The organism is Arthrobacter sp. N199823, assembly GCF_002929705.1.
Taxonomy (GTDB): domain Bacteria; phylum Actinomycetota; class Actinomycetes; order Actinomycetales; family Micrococcaceae; genus Specibacter.
Window position 1 is genome coordinate 690,125 of sequence record NZ_PJIN01000001.1, and the last position, 24,745, is coordinate 714,869.

22 protein-coding genes and 1 riboswitch are annotated in these 24,745 nt (G+C 62.1%); of the genes, 9 read left to right on the forward strand and 13 right to left on the reverse strand.

Going from position 1 to position 24,745, the window contains the following annotated elements; all coding sequences use genetic code 11:
- Window positions 1–48 precede the first annotated feature (48 nt).
- The 4 genes from efeB to CXQ93_RS02975 form a co-directional block, all read right to left on the reverse strand.
- Window positions 49–1,338: an iron uptake transporter deferrochelatase/peroxidase subunit gene (gene efeB, locus CXQ93_RS02960; RefSeq protein WP_104108959.1), complete on the reverse strand. Its 1,290-nt coding sequence runs from the start codon at window positions 1,336–1,338 to the stop codon at window positions 49–51.
- Window positions 1,339–2,574, reverse strand: a complete 1,236-nt coding sequence (efeO, locus tag CXQ93_RS02965; protein WP_218711821.1) for an iron uptake system protein EfeO — start codon at window positions 2,572–2,574, stop codon at window positions 1,339–1,341. It lies immediately after the preceding gene.
- 96 nt (window positions 2,575–2,670) lie between these two features.
- Window positions 2,671–4,287 (reverse strand): iron uptake transporter permease EfeU, encoded by a 1,617-nt coding sequence (gene efeU / locus CXQ93_RS02970; protein WP_104108960.1) that lies wholly within the window; start codon window positions 4,285–4,287, stop codon window positions 2,671–2,673.
- Between the two features lie 156 nt (window positions 4,288–4,443).
- Window positions 4,444–5,121, reverse strand: a complete 678-nt coding sequence (locus tag CXQ93_RS02975) for a histidine phosphatase family protein (RefSeq protein WP_104108961.1) — start codon at window positions 5,119–5,121, stop codon at window positions 4,444–4,446.
- A gap of 58 nt (window positions 5,122–5,179) precedes the next feature.
- Between CXQ93_RS02975 and CXQ93_RS02980 the strand changes: the two genes are divergently transcribed.
- On the forward strand, window positions 5,180–6,043 hold the full coding sequence (locus tag CXQ93_RS02980) for a CPBP family intramembrane glutamic endopeptidase (RefSeq protein ID WP_104109194.1): 864 nt from the start codon (window positions 5,180–5,182) through the stop codon (window positions 6,041–6,043).
- A 155-nt stretch (window positions 6,044–6,198) separates the two neighbouring features.
- Here the strand turns inward: CXQ93_RS02980 and CXQ93_RS02985 are convergent, their stop codons facing one another.
- The gene (locus CXQ93_RS02985; RefSeq protein ID WP_104108962.1) at window positions 6,199–6,837 is read right to left on the reverse strand and encodes a VOC family protein; all 639 of its coding nucleotides are present in this window, start codon (window positions 6,835–6,837) and stop codon (window positions 6,199–6,201) included.
- 115 nt (window positions 6,838–6,952) lie between these two features.
- On the opposite strand from CXQ93_RS02985, the gene CXQ93_RS02990 reads away from it, so the two are divergent.
- From CXQ93_RS02990 to CXQ93_RS03000, 3 genes are all read left to right on the forward strand, one after another.
- Entirely contained in the window at window positions 6,953–9,505 is a 2,553-nt protein-coding gene (locus CXQ93_RS02990; protein WP_258068550.1) for a Tex family protein, read from the forward strand.
- A gap of 229 nt (window positions 9,506–9,734) precedes the next feature.
- A riboswitch (SAM riboswitch) is annotated at window positions 9,735–9,852 on the forward strand.
- A gap of 77 nt (window positions 9,853–9,929) precedes the next feature.
- Complete coding sequence (locus tag CXQ93_RS02995) at window positions 9,930–11,252, forward strand: bifunctional o-acetylhomoserine/o-acetylserine sulfhydrylase (RefSeq protein WP_104108964.1); 1,323 nt, start codon at window positions 9,930–9,932, stop codon at window positions 11,250–11,252.
- Between the two features lie 129 nt (window positions 11,253–11,381).
- On the forward strand, window positions 11,382–12,482 hold the full coding sequence (locus CXQ93_RS03000) for a homoserine O-acetyltransferase (protein WP_258068574.1): 1,101 nt from the start codon (window positions 11,382–11,384) through the stop codon (window positions 12,480–12,482).
- Between the two features lie 109 nt (window positions 12,483–12,591).
- Here the strand turns inward: CXQ93_RS03000 and CXQ93_RS03005 are convergent, their stop codons facing one another.
- Both CXQ93_RS03005 and CXQ93_RS03010 read right to left on the reverse strand, forming a co-directional pair.
- Window positions 12,592–13,014 carry a hypothetical protein gene (locus tag CXQ93_RS03005; protein WP_104108965.1) on the reverse strand — a complete coding sequence of 141 codons (423 nt, stop codon included), beginning with the start codon at window positions 13,012–13,014 and terminating at the stop codon, window positions 12,592–12,594.
- Window positions 13,015–13,144: 130 nt separating this feature from the next.
- A complete protein-coding gene (locus CXQ93_RS03010) occupies window positions 13,145–13,939 on the reverse strand; it encodes an SGNH/GDSL hydrolase family protein (protein ID WP_104108966.1) in 795 nt (264 codons plus the stop codon).
- Between the two features lie 97 nt (window positions 13,940–14,036).
- Between CXQ93_RS03010 and CXQ93_RS03015 the strand changes: the two genes are divergently transcribed.
- Window positions 14,037–14,687 (forward strand): alpha/beta hydrolase, encoded by a 651-nt coding sequence (locus CXQ93_RS03015; protein ID WP_104108967.1) that lies wholly within the window; start codon window positions 14,037–14,039, stop codon window positions 14,685–14,687.
- A gap of 115 nt (window positions 14,688–14,802) precedes the next feature.
- Here CXQ93_RS03015 and CXQ93_RS03020 read toward each other — a convergent pair whose 3' ends face one another.
- The 3 genes from CXQ93_RS03020 to CXQ93_RS03030 form a co-directional block, all read right to left on the reverse strand.
- Window positions 14,803–15,033: an RNA-binding S4 domain-containing protein gene (locus CXQ93_RS03020; protein WP_104108968.1), complete on the reverse strand. Its 231-nt coding sequence runs from the start codon at window positions 15,031–15,033 to the stop codon at window positions 14,803–14,805.
- A 69-nt stretch (window positions 15,034–15,102) separates the two neighbouring features.
- Window positions 15,103–15,780 carry a hypothetical protein gene (locus CXQ93_RS03025; protein ID WP_104108969.1) on the reverse strand — a complete coding sequence of 226 codons (678 nt, stop codon included), beginning with the start codon at window positions 15,778–15,780 and terminating at the stop codon, window positions 15,103–15,105.
- On the reverse strand, window positions 15,777–16,124 hold the full coding sequence (locus tag CXQ93_RS03030; protein WP_104108970.1) for a PadR family transcriptional regulator: 348 nt from the start codon (window positions 16,122–16,124) through the stop codon (window positions 15,777–15,779). Before CXQ93_RS03030 ends, CXQ93_RS03025 begins: the two co-directional genes overlap by 4 nt.
- A gap of 114 nt (window positions 16,125–16,238) precedes the next feature.
- Between CXQ93_RS03030 and CXQ93_RS03035 the strand changes: the two genes are divergently transcribed.
- The 4 genes from CXQ93_RS03035 (at window position 16,239) to CXQ93_RS03050 (ending at window position 21,667) form a co-directional block, all read left to right on the forward strand.
- A complete protein-coding gene (locus CXQ93_RS03035) occupies window positions 16,239–17,324 on the forward strand; it encodes a beta-propeller fold lactonase family protein (protein ID WP_181036026.1) in 1,086 nt (361 codons plus the stop codon).
- Between the two features lie 326 nt (window positions 17,325–17,650).
- On the forward strand, window positions 17,651–19,036 hold the full coding sequence (locus CXQ93_RS03040) for a glycine--tRNA ligase (RefSeq protein ID WP_104108972.1): 1,386 nt from the start codon (window positions 17,651–17,653) through the stop codon (window positions 19,034–19,036).
- A gap of 3 nt (window positions 19,037–19,039) precedes the next feature.
- The gene (locus tag CXQ93_RS03045) at window positions 19,040–20,029 is read left to right on the forward strand and encodes a GNAT family N-acetyltransferase (RefSeq protein WP_104108973.1); all 990 of its coding nucleotides are present in this window, start codon (window positions 19,040–19,042) and stop codon (window positions 20,027–20,029) included.
- A gap of 330 nt (window positions 20,030–20,359) precedes the next feature.
- Entirely contained in the window at window positions 20,360–21,667 is a 1,308-nt protein-coding gene (locus CXQ93_RS03050; RefSeq protein WP_104108974.1) for a YibE/F family protein, read from the forward strand.
- On the opposite strand, the gene CXQ93_RS03055 is transcribed toward CXQ93_RS03050, so the two are convergent.
- Genes CXQ93_RS03055 through CXQ93_RS03065 form a run of 3 tightly spaced genes read right to left on the reverse strand, consistent with a single transcriptional unit; the run spans window position 21,611 to window position 24,690 of the window.
- Window positions 21,611–22,759: an NAD(P)/FAD-dependent oxidoreductase gene (locus CXQ93_RS03055; protein ID WP_104108975.1), complete on the reverse strand. Its 1,149-nt coding sequence runs from the start codon at window positions 22,757–22,759 to the stop codon at window positions 21,611–21,613. The two genes, CXQ93_RS03050 and CXQ93_RS03055, sit on opposite strands and share 57 nt — an antisense overlap.
- The gene (locus CXQ93_RS03060; RefSeq protein ID WP_104108976.1) at window positions 22,752–23,504 is read right to left on the reverse strand and encodes a class I SAM-dependent methyltransferase; all 753 of its coding nucleotides are present in this window, start codon (window positions 23,502–23,504) and stop codon (window positions 22,752–22,754) included. The genes CXQ93_RS03055 and CXQ93_RS03060 overlap by 8 nt, the downstream gene beginning before the upstream one ends.
- Window positions 23,497–24,690: a type III polyketide synthase gene (locus tag CXQ93_RS03065; RefSeq protein WP_104108977.1), complete on the reverse strand. Its 1,194-nt coding sequence runs from the start codon at window positions 24,688–24,690 to the stop codon at window positions 23,497–23,499. The genes CXQ93_RS03060 and CXQ93_RS03065 overlap by 8 nt, the downstream gene beginning before the upstream one ends.
- Window positions 24,691–24,745: the final 55 nt, after the last annotated feature.

The window sequence follows — 24,745 nt, forward strand, 5'->3', positions numbered from 1 at the left end:
GCGCCCAAAACGGCCGTTTCGGTGGGTCTGGAACGGATCAGTAGCGCCTTAGGCGAAGAATTCCTTGCCATAGTAGCTACCGGCCGCGGGCAGACCGGCGGGGACGGCGAAGACGCCCGAACCCACGTGGCGGATGTACTCGTTGAGCCGATCCGATTTGCCCAGTTTTCGCTGCAGGGCAACAAACTGCTCCGGGCTGCGTTGGAAGCTCAGGAACATGAGCCCGGCATCCAGCCGGCCCACTGAATCCAGGCCGTCTGTGAAGTTGTAACCTCGGCGCAGAATCTTGGTTCCGTTGTTGTTTTCATGAGCGGCCAAGGCTATGTGTGAGTTCGCAGCGATGATCGGCTCTTTAGCTGTGCCGCCAGCTTGTACCGCATGGAAGTCGGGAACGTCGTGTTCTTTAGTTCCCGTCAGTGGAGCGCCCTCCTTCTTGGTCCTGCCAAAAATGGATTGTTGATCGCCAATGGGGTCTTCATCCCACGTCTCAATCAACATGTGAATCTTCCGGGCCACGAGGTAGCTGCCGCCCACCATCCACGGCTGGCCGGCTTCTTCGCCAACCCACACCTGGTCCGAAAAATCGGCGGCTTCTTGAATGTTGCGGGTGCCGTCCTTGAACCCCATAAGGTTTCGCGGTGTGGCTTGCTCGGCTCCGGCAGATGCACGGCCAAAGCCCAGCACTGTCCACTTGGTCCGCACCGAGGTCCGGGCCATTCGAGCCAGGTTTCGGACAGCGTGATAGGCCACCTGAGGATCGTTGGCGCAGGCTTGAATGCAGAGGTCGCCTCCGGTGAAGGCCGGATCCAGGGACTCGCCGGCCATGGCCGGAAGGTCCGCAAAATCCATTGGTTTGAACTTCTCCAGCCCAAACCTGCCGTCAAATAACGATGGCCCAAAGCCCAACGTCAGCGTCAGCCCCTGTGGCCCCATGTCCGTGGCTTCACCGGTATCAACAGGGATGCCGTGTTCGCGTTCAGGCTGCACCTTCCCTACTGGGGAACCCGCCGTCAGCTCAGACATGGCGGCCGACCACTTGGCCAACACCAGCTGCAATTCCACGGCCGTTAGCGCTGTCACGTCAAAGGCAGTAATAACCAGATGGTCCTGCGGGGGAGTTTCTATCCCGCCCTGATGTTCCCCATAAAAGGGGTACGTCAGCGACGCCCGCTCGGCCAAGCGGTCCGCTTCGGAGACCGGCGCGGGCGCCGCGGCGTCGGCAACAGCCACACCGCCAGCGGCGCCCAAAACAAGTCCACCGGCACCGGCCACGGCGGCAGATCCGCTAAAGAACCTGCGCCGGGAAAGCTTGTCCGCGGCAGGAGTGATCTCAGTCATTTAGACAGTGGCTACTTTCTCAGCGATTTTGGCCAAGGGTGCCTGCAACGACTGAATCAGGGCGGTGAGCTTGGCGGCGTCGGACTTCTTCAATTCGTCGGTGTAGGCCTTGAACCCACCCAAAGCGTTGGCATCCTTGTAGCCATCCAGTGCCGTATTGACAGTCTCGAACTGGCCGGAAATCTGCTTGGTCAGGGTGGCATCAATCTCGTTCAGCGCCGGCTTGAGGTACTCAAATGCCTGCTGTGAACCTTCAATGTTGGCAGCAAAATCCACCAGGTCCAGCTTGGAATATGCCTCTTCTTCGCCGGTGATCTTGGAGGACTGAACCTCTTCAAGGAGTCCGCTAGCACCGTTGGCCAGCTCCTCAGGCTTGTAGGACGCATTAGTCTCGAGCTCCGCCGTCAGCGTCTTCAGCGTGGCAACATTCTTCACAATGCCAGCGGCCAGGGCCTTGGAGGACGCCGTGATGGCCTTGGCCTCGAACAGGTCCTTTTCCAACGGGTGGAAGCCAGTCCACTCTGTTCCAGGCTCGACGTCGGCCACGCGCAGGTCGAGCGCGGGGTCCAAATCGGGGAAGCTCTCAGCTACCGGTTCGATCCGCTCGAAGAACGGGCGGGCTTCAGCGTACGCCTTCTGGCTGGCGGTAACATCGCCGGAATCAACGGCAGCCTGTAGGGCAGCCGCTGCCAGCACCAAGCTATCCACCTGACCGGAGACATACTTGGCGTATCCATCGGTACCCTGCTTGAGCAGATCGCTCACACCATTGGCGGCGGCCGATGCTGCTGCGCCGGTCACGGTGAACGGCTGGTATTCCTTGCTAGCCCCGGGGCAGTACAACTGGTATTCGCCACCGGTGAGCGTGACGGTGAAGCTCACGGACTTCAAACCGGGGATCACGTTTTCACGCTCGCCCAGGATGCGCTTGTCGCTGAGTAGTTCTACCTCGCTGACAGCGGAAGCGTCCTTGTTAGCGATGGTAAACGTGACGGGACCGGCCGGGGCCGAGGTGAATTCGGGGACGCAAGCATCCTCGCCGTCGACCTTTTCAACACTGACAGCGATCTGGGCTGCGCCGTTGCTGACAGTTGCGGCGCCACCCTTGAGAGCATTAGCGGCGTTATCCGTGGTTGCCGCGCTGCCGCACGCTGACAAGGACAGGGTGAGCACGGCCATGCCGGCTAGAACGGCAGGTGCCGCTGAGCGGAAGGAGCGGGGTGCGAAGGAGATCATGAAAGTCCTTGAATTTAGGGATGGAAAGAACATGGGTGAAGGTCGTTTGGGGAGCACAAAGAGACGTTTGGTATGGACCAAGCGCGAGAGGCGGAGTTACGGGGAGGGTGCTGTCACGAGCAGCTGGCGCCGGTTGCGGCGGCCAGCAGCGAGAAGACCCAACGCGGCAATGAAGAATACGGCAGGAAGGTAACGGGACCACAACACGTTTTCGGTACTAGCCGATTCAAAGCTGTTGAGCTCGGTGACGGCGGCCGTGACGATCTCTTCGGGCACCAACCAACCGTCCTGGCCGGATACGGCAATGGTACGCGGGGTGTTCAAGCCGCCGCCGCTCAGGGTCAGGGTGGCACTCTGCGTATTGGAGGCGTCGATGATGGCATCGTTGACGAGCCAGACGGAGATTTTTCCCTTGTGGGTCCAGGCTGCCGTGAACGGTCCGGGGTTGCTGGAGCTGCTGATACCTACCGGCGTCCGCCCGCCGTTGAGCTCGGTCAAGGCATCCATTGACAGGGTGGCGGGCTCGCCCTGGCCATCAGTGGTTGCCACGGCGGTGTAGGCGGAGACTGTACGCCCGGCATGGGATTCGCTGCCATGAGGGGTGAGCGGGTAGCTGCTCTGAGCGCCGTCGGTGGCTGTGACAACGAGTGTCTTCTGGGCCGTGGCAGCGGCGCCGGAGACTGCCTTGGAACCTGCCCCAACTCCGGCAGCAACAGCCGCGCTGGCGGCGTCGCCCGAGGTGAGTTGCAGCTTGACTCCCGCATGACCTGCGGAGGTGATGGCCGGCGTCGTACCTGTTGGCGAAAGCGGATTAGCGGGGATGGCAAGAGGGGCTGCGATGATCAGCACAATCGCGGCTGCGCCGAGGACGCCTGCGGCGATGTATTGCACACGCGGCAGGGTTGCTGCGGACGGGCGCCAGGTGCGCGGCCACAGGATGAACGCCAGCATGGGGAGCAGATAGAGCGCCCAGCCCAGGACCTCCACCACGCGCGGATCGCTGGGGATGCCCAGAACGCCTGTCAGGATTGCTGCCCGCGCGCTGCCGTTGGGAGCCAGCCACGCCAAGCTGACGGTGGGATCCTGGCCCACGTTGACCCAGCCGGCCTCGTGGGCGGTGCGCAGGGATTTCATGACCAGACCGGCGGCGACGAACACCAAAAAGACGCCCGTGGCCTTGAAGAACTTGGCCAGGTTGAGTTTGATGGCGCCGCGGAACAGGAGGAAGCCGACCCCTGCGGCAATGGCCAGGCCCAGCACGGCGCCGGTTCCGGCGGCGAGTGGATCCAGGGAGGATTGGAACGCGGCCACCATGAAGACGGCGGTTTCCACGCCTTCGCGCAGGACGGCGAGGAAGGCCATGGTCGCCATGGCAACCACTGATCCGCCCTTGATGGCCGATCCGGCATGAGCTTCGAGCGAAGATTTCATGGATCGGGCGTTCTTGCTCATCCACACAATCATGAACGTCACGATGACCACAGCCACGGCACCGATGACGGTTTCCATGGCCTCTTGCTGCTGCTGGGGGAGCGCGGCGGAGACGATTTCCAAGATGATGCCCACGAGTGCGCTGAGAACCACAGCTGCGCCCACTCCCAGCCACATGGGCTTGAGGGAGACGGAATTGCGGCGCAAGAAAGCGGCAATCATGCCCACGATCAATGCGGCTTCAAGACCTTCTCGCAGGCCAATGACTAGTGTTGCAAGCACCCAATGCTCCGGGATTCCATGGATGGGAAAAACTGGGGAGTGCCTCAGCTCTCAGGCAAGGCTACCCTTAGGCCGCCAAAATCTATAATTAGGCCAGCCAAGTGTTGCCTATTGGGAAGGGTATGCGCGGTGCCGGGGAGCGGGCCCTATCGGGGTTCACCAAATGTGCTCAGGGGCGTCCATGACAGTTGTCCCGGGTTCTGCTGGTGTCCACTGTTCGAACGGTTTGTCCAGAAGGTAGCGGTCACCGTCCTTCACGAGCGTTCGTGTTGCGGCATTTTCTGGGTTGTTCAGTGATTCGAAGTACTCCACCGACCAGTGGAACCAGCGCATACAAAACAGTCGCATGGTCAGCCCGTGCGTCACGAACAGGGCGTTGGGCGCAGCATCAGCTTTGGCCCATTGGCGGAAGAGTGTCTCCATGAAGGACGACACCCGGTCGTACACATCGGAGCCGGATTCGCCCTCGCGGAAGCGGTAGAAAAAGTGACCGTAGGCGTTGCGTAATTCCTTCTGATCGGCAATCTCCGCCGGGTTCTGGAAGTTGGCCCAGTCCTGCTCGCGCAGCCGCGGCTCCTCCATAGTGGTGTCCACGAGGTCGCCTAAGTTCATGGCTTCCAGCGTCTGATAGGCGCGCAAATACGGCGAAACGTAGACCCGGACCTTCTCCCCGTCGAGCTGCCTCCGGACCTTCTCGCCGGCAGCCTTCGCCTGCAAAACACCGAGTTCGGTCAGCGGAATTCGGTAGTCGGGCAGCCGGTTGTAAATGGTCTGGTCAACATTGGCCGCCGACTGTCCGTGCCGCACCATGATGATCTGTCGGGGAGCGCTCATTCCCCGAGCTTACCGACTTGGCATGCACAACTGCGTCAGGAGCGGCATGATTACCTCTATGACTGAACCGTTGCCTTCCTTCGCCAAGCACGACGGCGTTGCTCCCGCCAGTGCCCCCGTCGCCCCCGGTGCCGGGTCGCCACCGGCGCAAGGTGCCGCATCCGCCGTCGACCATCAAGGGTGGGGCACCAAATCCCGGCGACGCCTCATTACCGAGGTGCTGCTGGTGCTGGGCGTTTCGATCGGTCAATCGGCTGTGTATTCGGTGGTGTCGCTGCTGGACAAACTCAGCCGGGCGCCCATTTCTCAGGGGACCTCCACGCTTAACGTGGTCCGCAACAACCGTGAATTCTTTGATTTCACATACCAAATTCTGGACATCTTCTTCGCCTTGGTGCCTGTCATGCTGGTGTTTTATCTGCTGGCCGAGCCCGGGAAATCCGTGTTCCGCAGCATAGGACTGGACTGGCGGCATCCGCTGCGCGACGGTCTAGCTGCGTTGGGGTTGTTGGTGGTTATTGGGGTGCCGTCGCTGGGGCTTTATGCTGCCGGGCGGGCCATGGGGATCACTACCGAGATCATTCCCAGCGCCCTGAATCAGTATTGGTGGACGGTGCCGGTCCTGGTGCTGTCGGCCATCCGGGCGGGTGTGCTGGAGGAGGTCATCCTCAACGGGTACCTGCTGGGTCGGCTGGCGAAAATTGGGCTGGGGCCCTGGGCCGCGATCGTGTTGGTGGCACTGCTCCGTGGAAGCTATCACCTGTACCAGGGGTTCGGGCCGTTCATTGGCAACGTGGCCATGGGCTTGCTGTTCGGCTGGGTCTACAAGAAGTGGGGCCGTGTGGCGCCGTTAGTGGTGGCGCACGCACTGGTGGATATCGCGGCGTTCACGCTGGGTCCGGCACTGGGCTTCGGCGGCTAGCACTCGCCGCCGTCCGCTGCCGATGCCGCGCTCGGGGGTAGAAGTTACCAAACGCGGCCGCTAACCCCGTTTAACTCAAACGTGGGGGTAGTTGTTAGCTTTCGCCCCCGGTAGACCACGGGCAAAAGGTAACAACTACCCCCTCAACTCAAAAACTAGATGGTCACCGGGCCGTTGGCCGTTTCAAAGGTGACGCTCATGATGCCGGGGGTGCCTCGCGGTGCGATCCACTCCACGGCGACATCGTTCAACGGCGCCTCGACGGGCTCACCCAACCACTCGGTGACGCGTTCGGCGCTGCCAGCGATGGTCAGCGAGGACAGGCGCACCTCGGAGGGCCGCGCCAGCGAGGGATGCAATGCAGGATCGCCTTCCCATTTGAGCATGTAGGGCACCTGCGGGTCCGCGATCAGGCCCTTGATGCCGATCTGCTGCCAGATCAACTCTTGGCCGTCTGGGAACTTGCGGTTACCCGGAACTGCGCTGCGGCCCAGTCGTTCCTCGAACGGGGCCAGATCGTCCACGGCCACGCACCAGCCCATCCAGCCGCCGCCCGCAGCGGAGCGGGCCTGCACGGCCTGTCCGAACGGTGCCTTGTCCGATGCCGGGTGGTTGAGGCACTCCACGATCTCCAAATAATGGTGGTCCGTGAGAGGAATAATCATATTGCGGGTGCCGAAACGGGGGTGCACACCACCCTTCACCGCCTTGACCCCGAGGGCTGTTGCGATTCGCTCCGTAGTGGCAGCCAATCCGTCTGATTCACTGGCGTAAGAAACATGATCCATTCGCATAACTTCATCTTGGCACTTTGTGATCCGGCTCTCGACTTAGCGTTACCTAACTCACATGGGATGTGTGATGTTGCGGGGGTCCCGGAGAGCCTGCGCCGTGGGGCAGAATTGGAGAGTGAACCAGAGCCCTGCACCCCTGAATCTGCCCACCGCCGCCGCCCAGGCCGAGCGCATCATCAACACCATTGCCGCTGAGCTGGGTGTGCGCCCCGCTCAGGTCCGTGCCGCCATTGGACTGATGGACGACGGCGCTAGCGTCCCCTTTATTGCCCGGTACAGAAAAGAAGCCACCGGTACCCTCGACGACACCCAGCTACGTGAGCTGGACGAACGCCTCCGGTACCTGCGCGAATTGGAGGCCCGCCGCGTAGTTGTCCTGGAAACCATTCACGGGCTCGGGAAGCTGACTCAGGCCCTGCGCCGTTCCGTGGAAGCCGCCGCCACGAAGTCCGAACTGGAGGATTTGTACCTCCCGTACAAATCAACGCGCAAGACCAAGGCTGATACCGCTCGCGAGGCCGGGTTGGAACCGCTGCTGGATGCACTGCTGGGAGATCCAGCGAAGTTCCCGGCCGTTGCAGCGGATGCATTTGTCAGCACAGAGCGCGGGGTGGCCACAGCAGACGATGCCTTGGCGGGTGCCCGGGCCATCCTGATTGAACGCGCCGGCCAGGATGCGGCGCTGGTCGGTGAGTTGCGTGAAAGGCTTTGGAAAACCGGCCGGCTGCGTTCCACCGTCAAGGCCGGTAAGGACGCCGACGGGGAGAAGTTCAAAGACTACTTTGACTTCGCTCAACCACCGCACACCCTGCCCAGCCACCGCGTACTGGCCTTGCTGCGAGGTGAAAAGGAGGGCGCGCTTTCGCTGGATCTTGCTGAGGGCGACACCCGTGACAAGGAGGCAACAGCCCAAGCCCGCGCGGCGTACGAGAACGCTGTAGCCCGCTCCTTGGGCATCGCCGAATCCGGACGCGGCGCCGATGCCTGGTTGATGACAGGTGCCCGGTTGGCTTGGCGCACCCGCATTCTCACCCGATTGTCAGTGGATCTGCGCGTTCGGTTGTTCCAAAGCGCCGAAGAGGAATCGGTGCGTGTGTTTGCCGCTAATCTGCGCGACGTTCTGCTCGCAGCCCCCGCTGGCAACCGTGCCACACTTGGGCTTGATCCGGGACTTCGCACGGGCACCAAGGTGGCTGTTGTGGACGGCACCGGTCAGGTGAGCGCCACCGAGACTATCTATCCCCATGCGCCGGCCAAGCGCTGGAATGAAGCACTCGCCACCTTGGTATCGCTGTGCCAAAGGCATGAGGTGGAGCTGATTGCCATAGGCAATGGAACTGCCAGCCGCGAGACTGACAAGCTGGCCACTGAACTTGTGGCCGAACTCAAGCGCGTCAACCCCGACCGTTTGGTCACCAAGCTGGTGGTCTCCGAGGCAGGTGCCTCAGTTTATTCGGCGTCGGCGCTAGCCAGTGCGGAGCTGCCCGGCATGGATGTCTCCCTACGTGGAGCCGTGTCCATCGCGCGTCGATTGCAAGATCCGTTGGCCGAGTTGGTCAAGATTGAGCCCAAATCCATCGGCGTCGGCCAGTATCAGCATGACCTCACCCCGGCCAAGCTGGACCGCTCGCTCGACGCCGTGGTTGAAGACTGTGTGAACGCGGTGGGAGTTGACCTGAACACGGCCTCGCCGGCGCTCCTGGCGAGGGTGGCCGGCGTCGGGCCTCTTTTGAGCGAAAATATTGTGGCTCACCGCAATGCGAACGGCCCCTTCAGTAAGCGCCGCGAGCTGCTCAAGGTGGCTCGGTTGGGTCCCAAAGCGTTTGAACAATGCGCTGGATTCCTGCGGATCACCGGGGGAGCGGAGCCGCTCGACGCCTCCAGCGTTCACCCCGAAGCGTACGGTGTGGCCCGGAAGATTCTCGCCGCAGCCGGGGCCAAAACTCAGGAGATCGCCGGAGGAGTGGGTGCTGTTGCGTCCGTGAACCCTGCCCAATTCATTGAGGGTGAGTTCGGTCTGCCCACTGTCAAGGACATCATCGCCGAGCTGCAAAAGCCCGGCCGCGACCCCCGGCCGCGCTTTGAGACGGCCACTTTCACTGACGGCATCGAGAAAATCACCGATCTGCACCCGGGCATGATCTTGGAAGGCACCGTCTCCAATGTGGCCGCGTTTGGCGCCTTTGTGGACATTGGCGTGCACCAAGATGGCCTGGTGCATGTCTCGGCCATGAGCAACAGCTTCGTTTCCGACCCGCACACCGTCGTCAAATCCGGTCAGGTGGTGCGCGTGAAAGTGTTGGAAGTGGAGCCGGATCGCAAGCGGATTTCGCTCACCCTGCGCCTGGACGACGAGGTTGGAGCTGGTGCGAAGTCGGGATCTCCTGCTGGCTCCCGAGGCGCGCCCCGGGAACGTGGCGGGAAGTCCGACGGCGGCTCCCGCACTTCAGGGCGCCCCTCACCTGCGGGTGGCGGAGCCAAGGGTGCCCCTCGTGCTGGGCAGTCCGGCTCGGCCCAGCCGCGCTCCCCGCAATCCGGTTCGGCCCAGTCTGGTTCGGCCCAACCAGCGGCACGCCAGAAAGGTGCCCAGCAAGGGCGTCCCGGCGCTGCGCCGTCGGCCAATACGGCCATGGCTGAGGCGTTGCGACGGGCGGGCTTGGGCAAGTAACCCCTCTGGGTGCGTCGAGTGTCCGCATAATGTCGCTTTGGAGGCTCAAAATGGCCTCTAAGTGGCATTATCTGGACACTCGAGGGTCAAAGGGGCCCCAGATGCCGGCCATCAGTCACTAATTCAGTCGGTCTCACTTTTTGTGCGGATTTTCAAACACATGTTCGCCAATAGTCATAAACTCGTCATAATCTTGCGGCTTTCCGCGCGATCTTCCACACTGGATGCAGGTCATGAGTGTCAGCGAATAGCCCCGGCTTGCTGACCGGCAACCCTCCTTCCGCGGTGGGGTGCCCCGGGTGAAGACCAGGCACCGAACCGACCGGTTCACGGTGCAAGCGCGGGCCATACTCCATAAGGACTTTCCGGCAGCGATGCGCAGGAAGGCCTTTGCCGTAGGCCACTAGTGTGAAGGAATCCATCCATGAGTAACGGTTGGTCATTTGAAACCCGTCAGATCCACGCAGGCCAGGAGCCGGACGTCACCACCGGCGCGCGAGCCTTGCCGATCTATCAGACAAGTTCGTTCGTGTTCCCCTCGGCCGAGAGTGCAGCGGCACGGTTCGCGCTAGCTGAACTGGAGCCGATCTACACGCGCATTGGCAACCCCACCCAGGACGCCGTTGAGCAGCGCATCGCCAGCCTCGAAGGTGGAGTCGGCGCGCTCCTGCTGGCATCTGGGCAGGCAGCAACCACTTTCGCAATCCTGAACATTGCCGAGGCCGGTGACCACATTGTCTCCAGCCCCAGCGTCTACGGTGGCACGTTCAACTTGCTGGCCCACTCGCTGAAGAAGCTCGGCATCGAGACCACCTTCGTCTCGGACCCCGACAACTTGGATGAATGGCGTGCAGCCGTCCGCCCGAACACCAAGGCGTTCTTCGGCGAGACTGTCTCCAATCCCCGCCAGGACGTGCTTGACCTCGAAAACATCAGTGCCATCGCCCACGAAGCCGGCGTGCCTCTCATTGTGGACAACACCCTCGCTACCCCGTACCTGATCCGTCCCATCGAGTGGGGAGCCGACATTGTCATCCACTCGGCCACCAAGTACCTGGGCGGACACGGCACAGCCATCGGTGGCGTGATTGTGGACAGCGGAAACTTTGACTTCGCCGCCAGCCCCGAGAAGTTCCCCGGATTCAACACCCCGGATGAGACGTACAACGGCCTGGTTTACGCTCGCGATCTCGGCGTGGGCAGTGCACTGGGCGCCAACCTGGCCTTCATCCTCAAGGCACGCGTCCAGCTGCTTCGCGATCTCGGCTCGGCCATCTCCCCGTTCAACGCCTTCCTCATTGCCCAAGGCATCGAGACGCTGAGCCTGCGCGTGGAACGCCACGTCAGCAACGCCGTCGAGGTGGCCACGTGGCTTGAAGGCAATGAAAACGTTGAAGCAGTGGCTTACTCTGGCATCCCCTCCAGCCCTTGGTTTGAGCGTGGCCGCAAGTACGGTCCCAAGGGCACCGGCGCGGTTGTGGCCTTCGATATCAAGGGCGGTGCCGAAGCAGGCACGCGCTTTGTTGACGGACTGGAACTGCACTCACACGTTGCCAACTTAGGTGACGTGCGCTCTCTGGTCATCCACCCGGCGTCGACCACTCATGCTCAGCTCTCACCCGAGCAGCAGCTGGCCGCTGGTGTGCGCCCGGGGCTGGTCCGCCTGTCGGTCGGCTTGGAAAACATCGCAGACATCATCGCAGACCTTGAAGCCGGATTCCGCGCTGCAAAGTCTTCAGTGAACTAAGTGACTCAAGTGATTGACTCGGCTTCGGAGCGGAACACGATTTCCCCTGGCGTTGAAATTGGTGTTGAAACGCCAGCTCCCGAGCCCGACGGCGGTCCCTGGTCGGCCGCCGTTGGGCGCGGGGGTGGCGTGCTGCGCTCCATCCACATTGGTGCGTTGCCACTGGAAGCCGGAGGCGAACTGCCGTCGGTGAGCATGGCGTTCGAATGCTGGGGGACTCTCAATGCCGCCGGTGACAACGCCGTGCTGATCCAACACGCCCTGACCGGCAGTACCCACGTCAGCCGAGGCGATTCCGATGAAGACGGTTGGTGGGAAGGCCTGGTAGGTCCGGGCGAAGTCATCGACACCAACAAGTACTTTGTGGTGTGTGCCAACATGATTGGCGGCTGCTACGGAACCACCGGCCCCTCCAGCATTGCCGCCGATGGCAAACCGTACGGCTCCAGGTTCCCGTTTGTCACCATCCGCGATTCCGTTGACGCGGAAGCACGCCTGGCTGACAGGCTCGGTATCACTACCTGGTACGCCGTCATTGGCGGATCCATGGGTGGCGCGAGGGCTCTGGAATGGGCTGTGAGCTACCCGGAGCGTGTCCAGCGTTGCGCCGTGGTGGCCTCCTGTGCTGCCAGTACGGCCGAACAAATTGCTTTTGCCCAAGCTCAGGTGCTCGCAATCCGGCAGGATCCTCACTTTGCTGGCGGGGACTACTACGAGGGGGCTGCCCCCGTCGCCGGGCTAGGGCTGGCGCGCCGCATTGCCCATATCACCTACCGTTCCGAAGCTGAGATGGGTGGCCGTTTTGGCCGTAAGGCCCAGGACGACGGCGGCACCATCAGTCATGCGCGCACCGCACCTTTCGCAGCGGGCCGTGCAGCTGATGGCCGCTACCAGATCGAAAGCTATTTGGATCACCAGGCACACAAGCTGGTGGGCCGCTTTGATGCCAATAGCTACATTGTCATCACCGAGGCACTCATGAGCCACGATGTCACGCGTGGCAGGGGAACCTTGGAGGAGGCCCTGGCTGTGGCCGCCGATGTGGAGTTCGTGGTGGCCGCCGTCAAGAGCGACAGGCTCTACTTCCCCTCTCAATCTGAGGAATTGGCTGCCGCACTTCCCGGCGAAGTTGTGGTGGGACACATTGATTCGCCCATTGGCCATGACGGCTTCCTGACAGAAGTTGCCGCAGTGGGCGCCCTCTTGCGGGATTCATTCTTCGCAGCCTAGGTGGCCGAGGTCTTGAACGCCTGGGCCTTGAAATCTAGCTCTTGAACGCTTAAATAATGGTTGGTCCCACCCTGCGGTGGGACCAACCATTATTTAAGAAGCTATTTGGCTAGAAGTTCTTGAAGATCGTTTCGCGGTGAACGGCGTACTGCTCAGCAGTCACTTGACCGTTGCGGCGGGCGGTATCCAACTCGTCGAGTTGGCGCTTGAGCTCTGCTTCGGCCCGCATACGCTCGTTGGCGAATCCGGTGGTCTGGTGACCGTGGGAGGTGTCGTAGTTGTTCAGCGGAACACCGTTGAGCAAGGTGCCCACATACGGGGCGTTCGTGGGCTGGTGGGCTACCCCGGTCCGGCCGGACGGCTTCGTGGCCGCGTAGGGATTAGCGCGCTGTTCGCGCTTTTTGCGAGAGGCGGCTTTGATCAACGAGCTCAGCAGCACCACGCCAATGATGATCAGCACAAAATAGGGAGGGGTACTAAAGGAACTACTGTTCGATGCGGCAACAGTGCCAGCAGCTAGTGGCTCAAACATAAGCGTCACAATGCACCTCTTCTAGGTAGGGCGCACCTACAAACTGCGCTTCACCCCATCCTAGTCGTGAATGCCCGCGGACCCATGGCGTGCCGCGGGCACGGTCAGCAGCGCCCCGCAACGCCGGGCCCTACTTATCCGTGTCGGAGCCTAGAATTTGACCGAACACAGGCCCAGGTGTGGGGCGCTTGGCCGTGATCCCATCGCCTGAGGACTGGTGCCGCAAGCGCCTCAGTACCCAAGGGAACAAGAACTCCCGGGCCCAGACCAGATCCTCGGCACGGGCCGCCTGCCACTTTTGGAGTGGCAGTGGCGTGGGTTCCAGTGGCACCAGCGAGTGCTGCACGTTCAGGGCATCGAGCGCCATCATGGCAATGGTGTGGTGTCCCAGCGGTGAAAAATGCAGCCTGTCCACGTCCCACATTTGTGTGCCGGCGGGCTGCCGCAGGGACCACATGTCCGCAATAATGGCGTCATGCCGAGCGGCGATGGTGCGCAGGTTCTCGTTGAAGATGGCAACCCGTCCGCGCACTATGCCCAGAACGGGAGTGTCACGGATGTCAGGACCGTTGAAGAGCAGCACCGTCGCACCAGACGCCGTCATGCGGGCCACGGCGGCATCGAGTTGTTCGGCCAAGGCGTCGGGGTCTGAGCCCGGGCGGATCAAATCGTTGCCGCCAGCGGAGATGCTGATCAGATCCGGCTTCAGTTCCAGTGCCGGTTCCAGCTGCTCGCCAAGAATCTGGCCCAGCAGCCGGCCGCGGATGGCTAGATTGGCGTACTTGAAATCCTCAGTACCATGGCTCAATTCTTCTGCCACCCTGTCGGCCCACCCGCGGTAGCCGCCGGGGCTGGAAGGCTCGGGGTCACCAATCCCTTCCGTGAAGGAGTCGCCCAAGGCGACATAGCGGGTCCAGGGATGCATCAGTATTGAATCGTTCACCTCTCCATACTGCCCGGTAACTTGGCATATGCGCTACCCGCTTTTTTGGAGAGGGCAAGCTCCGTGGAAAGATGGGCCCATGAATGCAACCCCTACAGTCCTTTGGTCACGTCCAGAAAATGAGCGCGCCGGAACTCCTCTTCTAGTCATCTTTCACGGCTACGGCGCCGATGAGGCGGACCTGTTTTCCTTGGCAGATCAGCTCCCCACGGAGTTCACTGTCGCCTCTGTCCGGGCGCCGCTGCAGGCTGGCCCCGGATACTCGTGGTTCCCGTTGAGGGACGATCTGAGCTACTCGGTGACGACAGTGACGGAGTCCGCATCCGCCGTCGAACAGTGGATTGATACGCTCCGTGACAACCACTCCTCTGTGAGTTTGCTGGGATTCTCCCAAGGCATGTGCCTGGCCACGTCACTGCTGCGCCACCGCCCGTCCGATTACGCCGCCGTGGTGGGACTGTCCGGATTTGTGGTTGATGCGCAGGGTGACCCGTACTTTGATGACGCCGCCGTTGCCGCCGTGAAGCCAGAGATTTTCTGGGGGCGCGATCAAGCCGATCCGGTCATTCCGCAGGCAGCCGTCGAGGCAACGAACACGTGGATGCACGCCCATGCCAAGCTCACCAAGGTCCTCTACACAGGTATTTGGCACGGCATCAACGCCCAGGAAATCGCGCACGTGGGCGAATTCCTGCAGTACAAGGTCTTGAACGCGCAGGCTGCTAAGTAATTCTTAAAGTACGACGGCGGCACCCGAGTTGGGTGCCGCCGTTCGTTCGCTGCCTCCCAAGCCTCGCAAGCTCGGCTCGGGACCCTCGGCAGCTCTCTAAGCGCTGGGTGGTGCGTTAGCCGCCCGTGGTGATACGAACCGATTCGCCGTTCACCGTGACGGTGTCGCCGGGGTGGAGCTGGCGGCCGCGGCGGTCATCGATCTCGCCGTTGACCTTAACCAAGCCGTTTTTGATGAGCTCGGTGGCTTCGACGCCGTCCTCGACCAGGCTGGCAAGCTTGAGCAGCTGGCCCAGGCGGATCATGTCGTCGCGGATGGGGATTTCAATGATCTCGTGTGCACTCATGTAGTTAATTGTGCCGCATGGATGGGGCGGCTGTTTACGCTCTGCCAAAGCCTAGTTTTGAGCGGCGGCTTACGGCTGCTTTGGTCCGCGGACGAGGCCAACGATCAGCAGGTAGAGCGCCACGATGATCGGCAGGGCCAGCACAACAGCGATCGCCAGCTCGGGGAGGGAGAATCCCAAGGGGTTGTAGTCCGAGATGATCACCTCTTCCCCCGGGGATCCGAAGCTAAGCGTCTGCCTCACAGGCAGAATGGCAAGCAGCAATGCACCCGGAACCCCGCCGGGAATCAGGACTGTGCCCATGATCTTCTCCCACGTCTTCCAGCGGGTCCCCATCCATAGGCCGGCCACCCCGAAGAGCCAGCCGATTCCGGCCAAGAATGCACCAAAGGGGAGAAGGATGCAGGTGGCCACCACCCACAAGGTTGAGGACTGGTGGCGCTGTGCCGGCAGTTGCTTCTGCGGCGCGCCGGGCGGGAACTGCGCGCTAGGAAACGGTTTGGCGAAATCATGCCCACCGGAGCCATCCATGTCTGACCCTGCCAACCCGGCGGCGATGTCGTCCGGGCTGCCCAGTCCGGCCAGGATTTCCGCGGTGGACTGTCCTCCTCGCTCGAGCGCTTCCGCAATGTGTTCGCGGACTCCAAAGAGAATTTCCCCGGACTGCTCGGCGGGCAGCTGTGCCAGCCTCGCCTGGATGGCGGCCAGATAGCTGCGAACCTCGGGTGCCGCATGATCGTGATTCATGGTGTTCCCCCGGTAGTGGATTTGAGTGTGTCAGACACAGAAGCGCTGAAGGTTTCCCAGACGCTGGCAAAAGCAGCTAGTGATGCACTCCCGGTGTCCGTGAGCGTGTAGTAGCGGCGGGGCGCGCCCTGCGCGGATTCCTGCCAGCTGGTTTCCACTAGTCCGTTGCGGCGCAGTCGGGCCAAGAGTGGATACAGCGTGCCCTCGCTGGTGAGCAGCCCGCGGTTCTGGAGGCCGTTTGCTATGTCCAGCCCGTACATTTCTCCGTCACCAATCGTGGCGAGGACGCAGTACTCCAGAACCCCTTTCCGGAGGTTGGTGCTGACGGTGTCGTTGAGTACCATGCAATGCACAGTACCTTGTGTTGCGCAGTCATGCAACGGTTTTTGGGCGGTGGGCGCGGTAGCGTAGACGCAGAATTCCAGCATGAGAAGACACAACGATCAGGAGAGCCAAACATGCCCACCACCCCCGAACTGATTGTCAGCGGCTACACCAGGGAAGGTTATGGTGCTGGGCCCGGGATGGTGCGCTACGCGTTGTTGGCCGATGGCACCGTGGGGGAGCAACTGGCACAAGGCACAGCCGTATCAAATCCATCGTTCCTGGCCGACGGCGGTGCCGTTCTGTTCGCTGTTGAGGAGATGGAACACGGCAACGTGGTCGCGGTGGACCCATGGTCACTAGAGGTGCTCGGTAGGGTTTCCAGCGGTGGCGCCGACAGCTGCCATGTGGCACTCGTGGACGGTGCGGTGTGGGTTGCCAACTACTCATCGGGAACGGCGGCAGTCCTTCCCGTTGAAGATGTTGTGGGTGTGGGCATTAATTCCGTTTCGCACGTAGCACCCGTCCAGCCCATAGTCCTGGCACATCCGGGCAGCGGTCCCGTGTCGGATCGCCAAGGTGAATCTCATGCGCATCAGGTCAAGGCCACGCCGTGGGGCACCGTTCTGGTCGCGGACCTTGGCGCGGACAGGGTGGATGAATACTCCGCCGAGTCCCAGGTTCGCCTAGGCTCCGCAGAACTGCCGCCGGGGACGGGTCCGCGCCATGTCGCCATCAAGGGCGAGTTTCTTCTGGTTGCCGGTGAACTCGATGGCTGCCTGCACGTCATGAGGCGCACGGTACGCGATGCGCACGGCGAATATTTTTGGCACTGGCTGTTCAAGGTCCCCTTGGCAGAGAACAGCCAAGTCATAGCGGATGCGGATCAGTTCTTCCCCTCGCACATTCAGCTCTCCGATGATGGCAGCAAACTTTATTCCGCAGTTCGCGGTCCCGACACCGTGGTGGTTTTAGACGTCAGTGGATTGAACGTTCCGGAGAACTCCGACGCGGCACCCACTCCGCCGCGGTTCCTGCAGCAGCAATCCAGCGGAGGAATGTGGCCGCGGCACTTTGCCGTTGCCACTAACAAAATGTACGTTGCCAATCAAAATTCCAACTCCGTGGCTGTCTTTAACATCGACAGCCAGGGGCTGCTCGGCCTGGAGCCCATCCAGTCCGTGGAATTTGGCAGTCCCACCTGCGTTTTGCCGCGCTAACAGCGCAAGGGTGGGCCAACAGCTCAAGTCTTGAGTCCGGCGTCGTGCTTCCTGCCTTTTATGCGCCAGACTGACGGCGAGTTCGGCGCACAAGGGACCCACCGTTGTTTTATGCGCTGAACTTGCAGGCGAGTTTGGCGCATAAGGCACCCCGCCCACTTTTATGCGCCAGACTGACCACGAGTTTGGCGCACAAGACACCAGGCGCCGGATTCCTCCCCGGTTCAGCGCATAAGGGAACAATTCCACCGGATGGCCACCGAACTGTAAGCTTGAGCGCGGGACGGACCGCACCCAGCGGCCTCGTAAGTAATAGGAGTAATACAGTGGCGCCTCAGTCCAAGCTTGACCAGGTCATTTCACTCGCGAAACGTCGCGGCTTTGTTTTTCAGGCCGGTGAGATTTACGGCGGTTCACGCTCCGCCTGGGACTACGGCCCCCTCGGTGTTGAGCTGAAGGAAAACATCAAGCGCGAATGGTGGCAGTCCTTCGTTCGTGGACGCGAGGACATGGTGGGACTCGATTCCTCCATCATCTTGCCCAAGGCCGTTTGGGAAGCCTCAGGCCACGTGGCAACGTTCACCGACCCGCTGGTCGAGTGCACCCAGTGCCACAAGCGCCACCGCCAGGACCACCTCGTCGAGGCATTCGTGGCGAAGAAGAAGCGCCAGCCCGAAGATGGCATGAGCGAGATCGTGTGCCCCGACTGCGGCACCAAGGGCCAGTTCACGGAGCCGCAGTTGTTCTCCGGCCTCATGAAGACGTTCCTCGGCCCGGTCGACAGCGAGGCCGGCATGGCCTACATGCGCCCGGAAACCGCGCAGGGCATCTTTGTGAACTTCAACAACGTGCTGACTACCAGCCGTAAGAAGCCCCCCTTTGGCATTGGCCAGATCGGTAAGGCGTTCCGCAACGAGATCACACCCGGAAACTTCATCTTCCGCACCCGTGAATTCGAGCAGATGGAAATTGAGTTCTTTGTCCCCGGCGAAGACGCCGAGAAGTGGTTCAAGGAATGGGTTGAGCTGTGCTGGGATTGGTTCATCGATTTGGGTATCAACCCGGAGAACATGCGCCGCTTTGACGTCCCCGAGGACGAGCGTGCTCACTACTCCGCCGGTACCATCGACTTTGAGTACAACTTTGGTTTCCAGGGTTCCAAGTGGGGCGAGCTCATGGGTGTCGCTAACCGTACCGATTATGACCTCGGCTCGCACTCCAAGGGTTCCGGCACGGACCTGAGCTACTTCAACCAGGCCACGGGCGAGCGGTTCACCCCGTACGTGATCGAGCCCTCCTTCGGCCTGACCCGGTCCATGATGGCGTTCCTGGTGGATGCATTTGTGGAAGATGAAGCCCCCAACGCCAAGGGCGGCGTGGACAAGCGCACCGTTCTGAAGTTGGATCCGCGTCTGGCCCCCGTCAAGGCCGCCGTGCTTCCCTTGAGCCGCAACGAGGAGCTGTCCCCGAAGGCCAAGGAGCTCGCCAACACGCTGCGCAAGCACTGGAACATCGACTTCGACGACGCCGGCGCCATTGGCCGCCGCTACCGCCGCCAGGATGAGATCGGTACCCCGTTCTGCATCACGGTTGACTTCGATACCCTCGAGGACAACGCCGTGACCATCCGTGAACGCGACACCATGAGCCAGGAACGCGTGCCGTTGGATCAGGTTCAGGCGTACTTGGCCACCCGTCTGTTAGGTGCCTAAAAAGTGGCTGAACTTTCGTATCGGCCGTGGGAGGACGGCGACGATCTGACTCTCTTGGAGATTTGGGGAGACGCTGATTCGGCCCCGGCCGGGCAATTCCGTGCCGCTTTGACCCCGGCAACTGACGCTAATCCTTGGCGTCGCACCATCGTCGCCGAGGATCAGGGCATTCCGGTTGCGGCCGGCGTGGTCTATTCCACGAAGCTGCACCCTGCCCGGCTCTGGGTCTATGTTGAGGTCGCCAAGGACCACCGTCGCTCAGGCGTTGGCGCCACCTTGATGACCATGTTGCGCCGTGAAGCTGACGGCGCGCTTGCTGCCGGTTTAGTAAGCACGACGGCGTTGCGCACCAAGGTTGCCCCCGGCACCTCGGGCGCGGAGTTCGCCGCGGCCATGGGGCTGAGCGTTTTGCAGCGCAACAGGGTTGTCGAGGTGGGCCCCGGCGCGCTGAAGCTTCCCATGTTCGGTGAGGGCACCGAGGAGGAAGCCACTGCACGCGTGCAGGATCTGGCAACCGGTTCGGTTGAGCTGACTGGAGTTGTGGGCCGCTACTACGAGTCCGTGAACCAGTGGGACCCCACCGGTCCGGTGAGCCCTGGCCTGGTTCAGCGCATGTTCCTGGACGATCTCACCGGCGCCCACGGTGCCTTGGTACTGCGGGCCGAGCCCGCCAGCGCCTTTGGTGGAGATGTTGCGCCGAGCAAGAAGGGCAAGATCCAGGCCTTTGCGCTCAGCTACTCACAGGGGCATATCGAGGCGTCGGAAGATGTCGCGGCCAGTGCCTCGGAGGTGTTCCTCGGTGTTGAACCGGCCCTGGAGAACGATGCGGCGGTGCAAGCCGTCTACGACCTGCTGGCCCTCATCACCCACCAGTACCCGGTCCTCCTGGAACTGGACGACTCCATGGAAGCTCTCTCCGCCGTGGTCAACCCCATGATCGCCGTCGGGGCAGCCAAGGTCCGCGGCACCGAAACCCTCGTCGTCGGCGAGTAACAGTTGGTCGGCGGCGGACTCGGACCCCTCGCGAGCAGTAAGATTTCTTCGGCCGCGGGCGGCCTCAGAAATCCATCCTCGCTCCGGGGCCCGAGCTCGCCGCCTCGTCAGTCGTCGTGCGCGCTGACGCTGAGCTCCGCCGCCGGCAGACGCTGGGTCTTTCGGCGCGACGGACTGGACAAGGAGTCGGGCTGGACTCCCGGAGCGGGGATGGATTTTCAAGGTCGCTCAGCGCCCGAGGAAATCTTACTGCCCGCGAGGGAGCCCAGCCCGACTCCGCCCCCACCCCAGCCGCCAACCGAACACAACCACAAGGACTGATCGCAGCCCATGGGCCATTCACATTCGCACGTTGATGAATCTTCCCTGAGCCGGCCGGAGTTGCGCCGCCGTAAGGCGATGCGGCGCCGGGCGGTGGTGCTGTTGAGCTGGATTCTGGTGCCCTTAGCCGTGCTGACCATAGTGGCCATGGTGTTCATGTGGCCCAACGCGGACAGTGCCCCCGCGCAGACCGGAAATCCTTATGCTGCGGCGCCCGGGGCAAGCATCGATTCCGGCAAGGTGGTGCGCACCGTCACCGAGGACTGCTCCCTCAATACCGGAGGCAGCCCGGGGACCAGTTGCTTTGTTGCTTTTACAGCTGTTGAGGGCAAAGGGGAAGTCCCCGTCCTGATCAGCCCGGACATCGTGCAAACCCGTGGCGTCCACACCGGCGACACCATTAGATATTTGAACCTCTCCGAGTTGTCCGCCGTCACTGGTGTGGAAGCCAACGGTCCCCAGTATGTGTTTATGGACTTCGTACGGACCTTCCCCATGGGCTTGCTGGCCGTGCTGTACGCCGTAGTGGTGGTGGCCGTGGCGCGCTGGCGTGGTTTCCGGGCCATTGTGGGTCTGGCCGGGGCGTTCGGACTGCTTGCCTGGTTCATTCTGCCGGCGTTGGCGCAGGGCCAGCCACCCATGCTGGTGGCGCTAGTAGGCTCCTCGGCCATCATGTTTGGGGTGTTGTACTTTGCCCACGGCTTCTCAGCCCGAACCTCCACGGCCCTGCTAGGCACCTTGTTTGGGCTCGGCGTCACGGCAGGACTCGCCTGGTGGGCAGTGGATGCCGCGGCCTTGGCGGGCCACTCAGGCGAATACGGCTACCAGCTCTTGAACATGACTCAGGGGATGTCCCTGTCCGGCATGATCCTGTGCGGTCTGGTGATCTCCGGCCTGGGCGTGCTCAACGATGTCACCATCACCCAATCCTCCGCCGTGTGGGAACTCTACGAACTTGCGCCCAACACCAGCACCCGGGAACTGTTCACCTCGGCCATGCGCATTGGCCGCGACCACATCGCCTCCACGGTCTACACCATTGCCTTTGCCTACGCAGGAAGCGCCATCCCGGTGCTGCTCATGGTGTCGCTTTTCGACCAGCAATTACTCCTCGCCCTCACCGGATCCGAGCTCGCCGAGGAGATTGTGCGCATCCTTGTCGGCTCCATCGGCCTGGTTCTGGCCATCCCCGTCACCACGGCGGTGGCGGTTGCCGTGGTCAAAGCCACCGGCCGTCCCCAGGCTCAATCGGTTCAGGACTCACCGGACGCTGTGCATGGTGAAGCGGCGGGCCACAAGGTTTTGGACGGCGTCTAGCTCCACTATTCGGCGCAGCACGGCGTTGCGCCAATGAAGGTACGACGCCGGGGCCCTGCGTCCCAGCGCCATGTTCAGGTGCGCTTGCCGTGCCGCTGTGCGAGCGGCTCGCATCCGTTTCCGCTCGAACGCTGCCAGCCGAGTCCCAGTTCGCTTGCCTTGGAGGGCAGCGACCACAATGGGTGCCAGACTGAGCGCATCGAGCCATCCCAGATTCATGCCCTGCCCGCCGATGGGGCTGATTTCATGCGCGGCATCGCCCACCAGCGCCACTCTGCCTGCAACCATGTGCCGGGCTAGCCGAGTCCGGACACCGAAGGCGCTGAGCATGCTGTTGGCGCCGGCATCCACCCGTGCTCCGCTGCGTTCGTCGATAAGCGTGGCTAGCTCAGCTGCGCTGGCGGACTCTTGCAGGGAATCCGTATGTGCCACCCAGCGGCGCAGCCCGCCCGGTAGCGGAAATGACTCGAGGATCCCGCCCGGCTCCAGATAGAGAATGGCGGCGGCGCCATCTGTTCCGGTGTCCGGAAAATCGCCCATCAGGTACTTGTCTGGGTAGTCCCGACCACTCGTAGGAATGCCCAACAATCTGCGCACAGTTGAGCGTGCACCGTCTGCACCAATCACCAGACGGGCCTGATAATGCGTGGCAGCTGCCGCCTCCGAAAGCGAGCCGGAGAGCGTGACGAACGTGCCGCCGTCGTGCATGGCCGTGACGCAGAAACTGCGGACGAGAGCTGACGGATCGAGTTCAAGGACCCGAGCCTCCAGCAGGGCTTCCGTGCGGGCTTGCGGGAGAGCCAGCACAAACGGATACTGGACGGACAACTTCGCGAAGGACAGCCGGGCCACCTCGGTGCCGGAGCTGCGGGCGATGCCGAGACCGATCTGCACGCCCTCGGCCACCATGGCCGCTGCGACGCCCGCCGCATCCAACGCAGCCAGCGCCGGCGGGTGGATACCAATGGCGCGAGAATGAGTGCTGGGGCCGGTGCGCTGTTCCAGAATCCGCACGGAGAGACCCTCTTGGAGCAGGAGCGCGCCGAGGAACAATCCCACGGGCCCGGCGCCAACCACAATGACGTCAAACATGCTGCTGCCCGGGTGAATAAAGCAGCAAATTCCGGTAAGGTCGCTCGGACTCAACGCGCCACCCGGCGGGCAGAATGGCGCGCAACTCTGTGGGTGTGTAGCTGCGGCGAATCGAGGTCAGGCCGTCGGGCCGAATGAACGATCCCACGGCTAGCGGAAGCGTCGCCACAGAGAACAGCGCGTAGCCTAGGCGGCTGCGGGCAATGTCGCTGTGGACCACTAACTCCTGGGCCAGCGCCGTCGAATCTGAGAGCAGGTCCGAGAATTCTGGCGGTGTCAGGTGGTGGAGCATGTGGTTTGAAATCACCACGGTGAACATGGCACCTTCGGCGAGCAGTTCGCTGCTGTGGGCCTGACGAAACTCCACATCGGATCCTGCGAGATGGCTCCGGGCGTAGGTGATGGCGCGGGGATCGGGATCGATCGCGGTGATGGACAGGCGCAGCCGGTCGCGTGCCGCCCAGCGGGCCAGCGCCGCGGGGATATCGCCTCCGCCGCAGCCAATATCCAAAAGGGTGCTGTTGCGGGTTGCTGAGAGCAGGGGGCGGATGCGTTGCTTGTACACGCTGTGCCACCGCGAGACCACGCTGTTGATCACGGGGAATTGGGCGTAGGTGCGGGCCAATGCGGCTGGATCGCAATCGGCCTTGTCCATTTCCTCAACGGCATGTTCATCACGAACGGCCAAGAATCGCTGACGGGTCAAGGCCCGGCCGGGGCTGTCCTGACGCGGGTGTTCAGGCATTGACGTCCACTGCGTGCACGCGGTCCGTTGTAGGCGCAGCAGGCACGAGGGCTGCAGCGCTAACGACCTTGGTGAACAGCCCGGTTTCCACTGTGAGGCCGGGACCAAAGGCCATGGAGCAGATGCGCTCTCGCTCAGATTCCGCGGGTTGCTCCAGGATGTGTTTGAGCACAAACATGACGGTTGCGCTGCTCATATTTCCGTAGTTGCGCAACGTTTCCCGGGCCGGAATGAGCTGTTCATCGCTGAGCGCAAGCTTGCTCTGGACCTTATCGAGAATGCTGCGCCCGCCCGGATGAATGGCCCAGTGCCGGATATCGGAATATGGCAGATTTTGCAGCTCTGGAGCCGATGCCAACAGCGGTTCCAAGGCACCCACAATGTGCTCGTCGATGATCTTGGGAACGTAGCTATCGAGCACCATTTCAAAGCCGTGATCGCCAATATTCCAGGCCATGGAGTCTTCGCCTACGGGCGTCAGGACCGTTTCAAAGTGGTCCAGTTCAAGGGCAGTAGCGCCATCGGGTAGCTCCCGCGCTGTGACTACTGCAGCCGCGGCGCCGTCGGCAAAGAGCGAGGATCCCATGATGGTGTCGGGATTGTTGGAGGTGCGCACATGCAGCGAGCAGAGTTCCACACTCACCACCAGCACCACGGCCTCGGGATCCGCCTCGCAGAAAGATTTGGCTGCACGCAATGCAGGGAAAGCCGCATAGCAGCCCATAAAACCCAGATGATAGCGCTGAACTGACGGGTTCAGCCCCAGTGCACGAACAATCTTGTAGTCGGGGCCCGGGTTAAAAAAGCCGGTGCAGGAGACGGTGATGACATGCGTGATATCTGCTGCGGCCACCCCCTGACAGGCGGCTACAGCCTTTCGCGCGGACTCGATGAACAGGGCGGTTGCGGCCGTGGCAAAGAGATCGTTGCGGTCTTTGGTGGTGGGGTTCAGCAAGAGCCCGGAGGCGCCGTCGTAAAACAGCGGATCAGGGCCACGGAAGTCCACATGCATTTCTTCCACGGCCGTGTGTCGGGTGTCGATCGCGGCTGAATCAAAGCACGTGCGCACTAGCCGCTGCCCTAGCCGGGTGAGGCCAGGTTGGGCGGCAAAGACATCGCGTGCTTGTTCTTGAACAAGGATGGTGGGCGGAACAGCTATTTCGAGAGACCTCAACATGACCGTCATAGTCCATTCTTAGGGGGTTCGGGCACAGAACACAATGGGTCGTGTAAGCCGAGGG

Coding starts and splice junctions, on each gene's coding strand:
- efeB (WP_104108959.1), bottom strand. CDS start 1,338: ATGACTGAGATCACTCCTGCCGCGGACAAGCTTTCCCGGCGCAGGTTC.
- efeO (WP_218711821.1), bottom strand. CDS start 2,574: ATGATCTCCTTCGCACCCCGCTCCTTCCGCTCAGCGGCACCTGCCGTT.
- CXQ93_RS02975 (WP_104108961.1), bottom strand. CDS start 5,121: ATGAGCGCTCCCCGACAGATCATCATGGTGCGGCACGGACAGTCGGCG.
- CXQ93_RS02980 (WP_104109194.1), top strand. CDS start 5,180: ATGACTGAACCGTTGCCTTCCTTCGCCAAGCACGACGGCGTTGCTCCC.
- CXQ93_RS02985 (WP_104108962.1), bottom strand. CDS start 6,837: ATGCGAATGGATCATGTTTCTTACGCCAGTGAATCAGACGGATTGGCT.
- CXQ93_RS02995 (WP_104108964.1), top strand. CDS start 9,930: ATGAGTAACGGTTGGTCATTTGAAACCCGTCAGATCCACGCAGGCCAG.
- CXQ93_RS03005 (WP_104108965.1), bottom strand. CDS start 13,014: ATGTTTGAGCCACTAGCTGCTGGCACTGTTGCCGCATCGAACAGTAGT.
- CXQ93_RS03010 (WP_104108966.1), bottom strand. CDS start 13,939: ATGCATCCCTGGACCCGCTATGTCGCCTTGGGCGACTCCTTCACGGAA.
- CXQ93_RS03015 (WP_104108967.1), top strand. CDS start 14,037: ATGAATGCAACCCCTACAGTCCTTTGGTCACGTCCAGAAAATGAGCGC.
- CXQ93_RS03020 (WP_104108968.1), bottom strand. CDS start 15,033: ATGAGTGCACACGAGATCATTGAAATCCCCATCCGCGACGACATGATC.
- CXQ93_RS03025 (WP_104108969.1), bottom strand. CDS start 15,780: ATGAATCACGATCATGCGGCACCCGAGGTTCGCAGCTATCTGGCCGCC.
- CXQ93_RS03030 (WP_104108970.1), bottom strand. CDS start 16,124: ATGGTACTCAACGACACCGTCAGCACCAACCTCCGGAAAGGGGTTCTG.
- CXQ93_RS03035 (WP_181036026.1), top strand. CDS start 16,239: ATGCCCACCACCCCCGAACTGATTGTCAGCGGCTACACCAGGGAAGGT.
- CXQ93_RS03050 (WP_104108974.1), top strand. CDS start 20,360: ATGGGCCATTCACATTCGCACGTTGATGAATCTTCCCTGAGCCGGCCG.
- CXQ93_RS03055 (WP_104108975.1), bottom strand. CDS start 22,759: ATGTTTGACGTCATTGTGGTTGGCGCCGGGCCCGTGGGATTGTTCCTC.
- CXQ93_RS03060 (WP_104108976.1), bottom strand. CDS start 23,504: ATGCCTGAACACCCGCGTCAGGACAGCCCCGGCCGGGCCTTGACCCGT.
- CXQ93_RS03065 (WP_104108977.1), bottom strand. CDS start 24,690: ATGACGGTCATGTTGAGGTCTCTCGAAATAGCTGTTCCGCCCACCATC.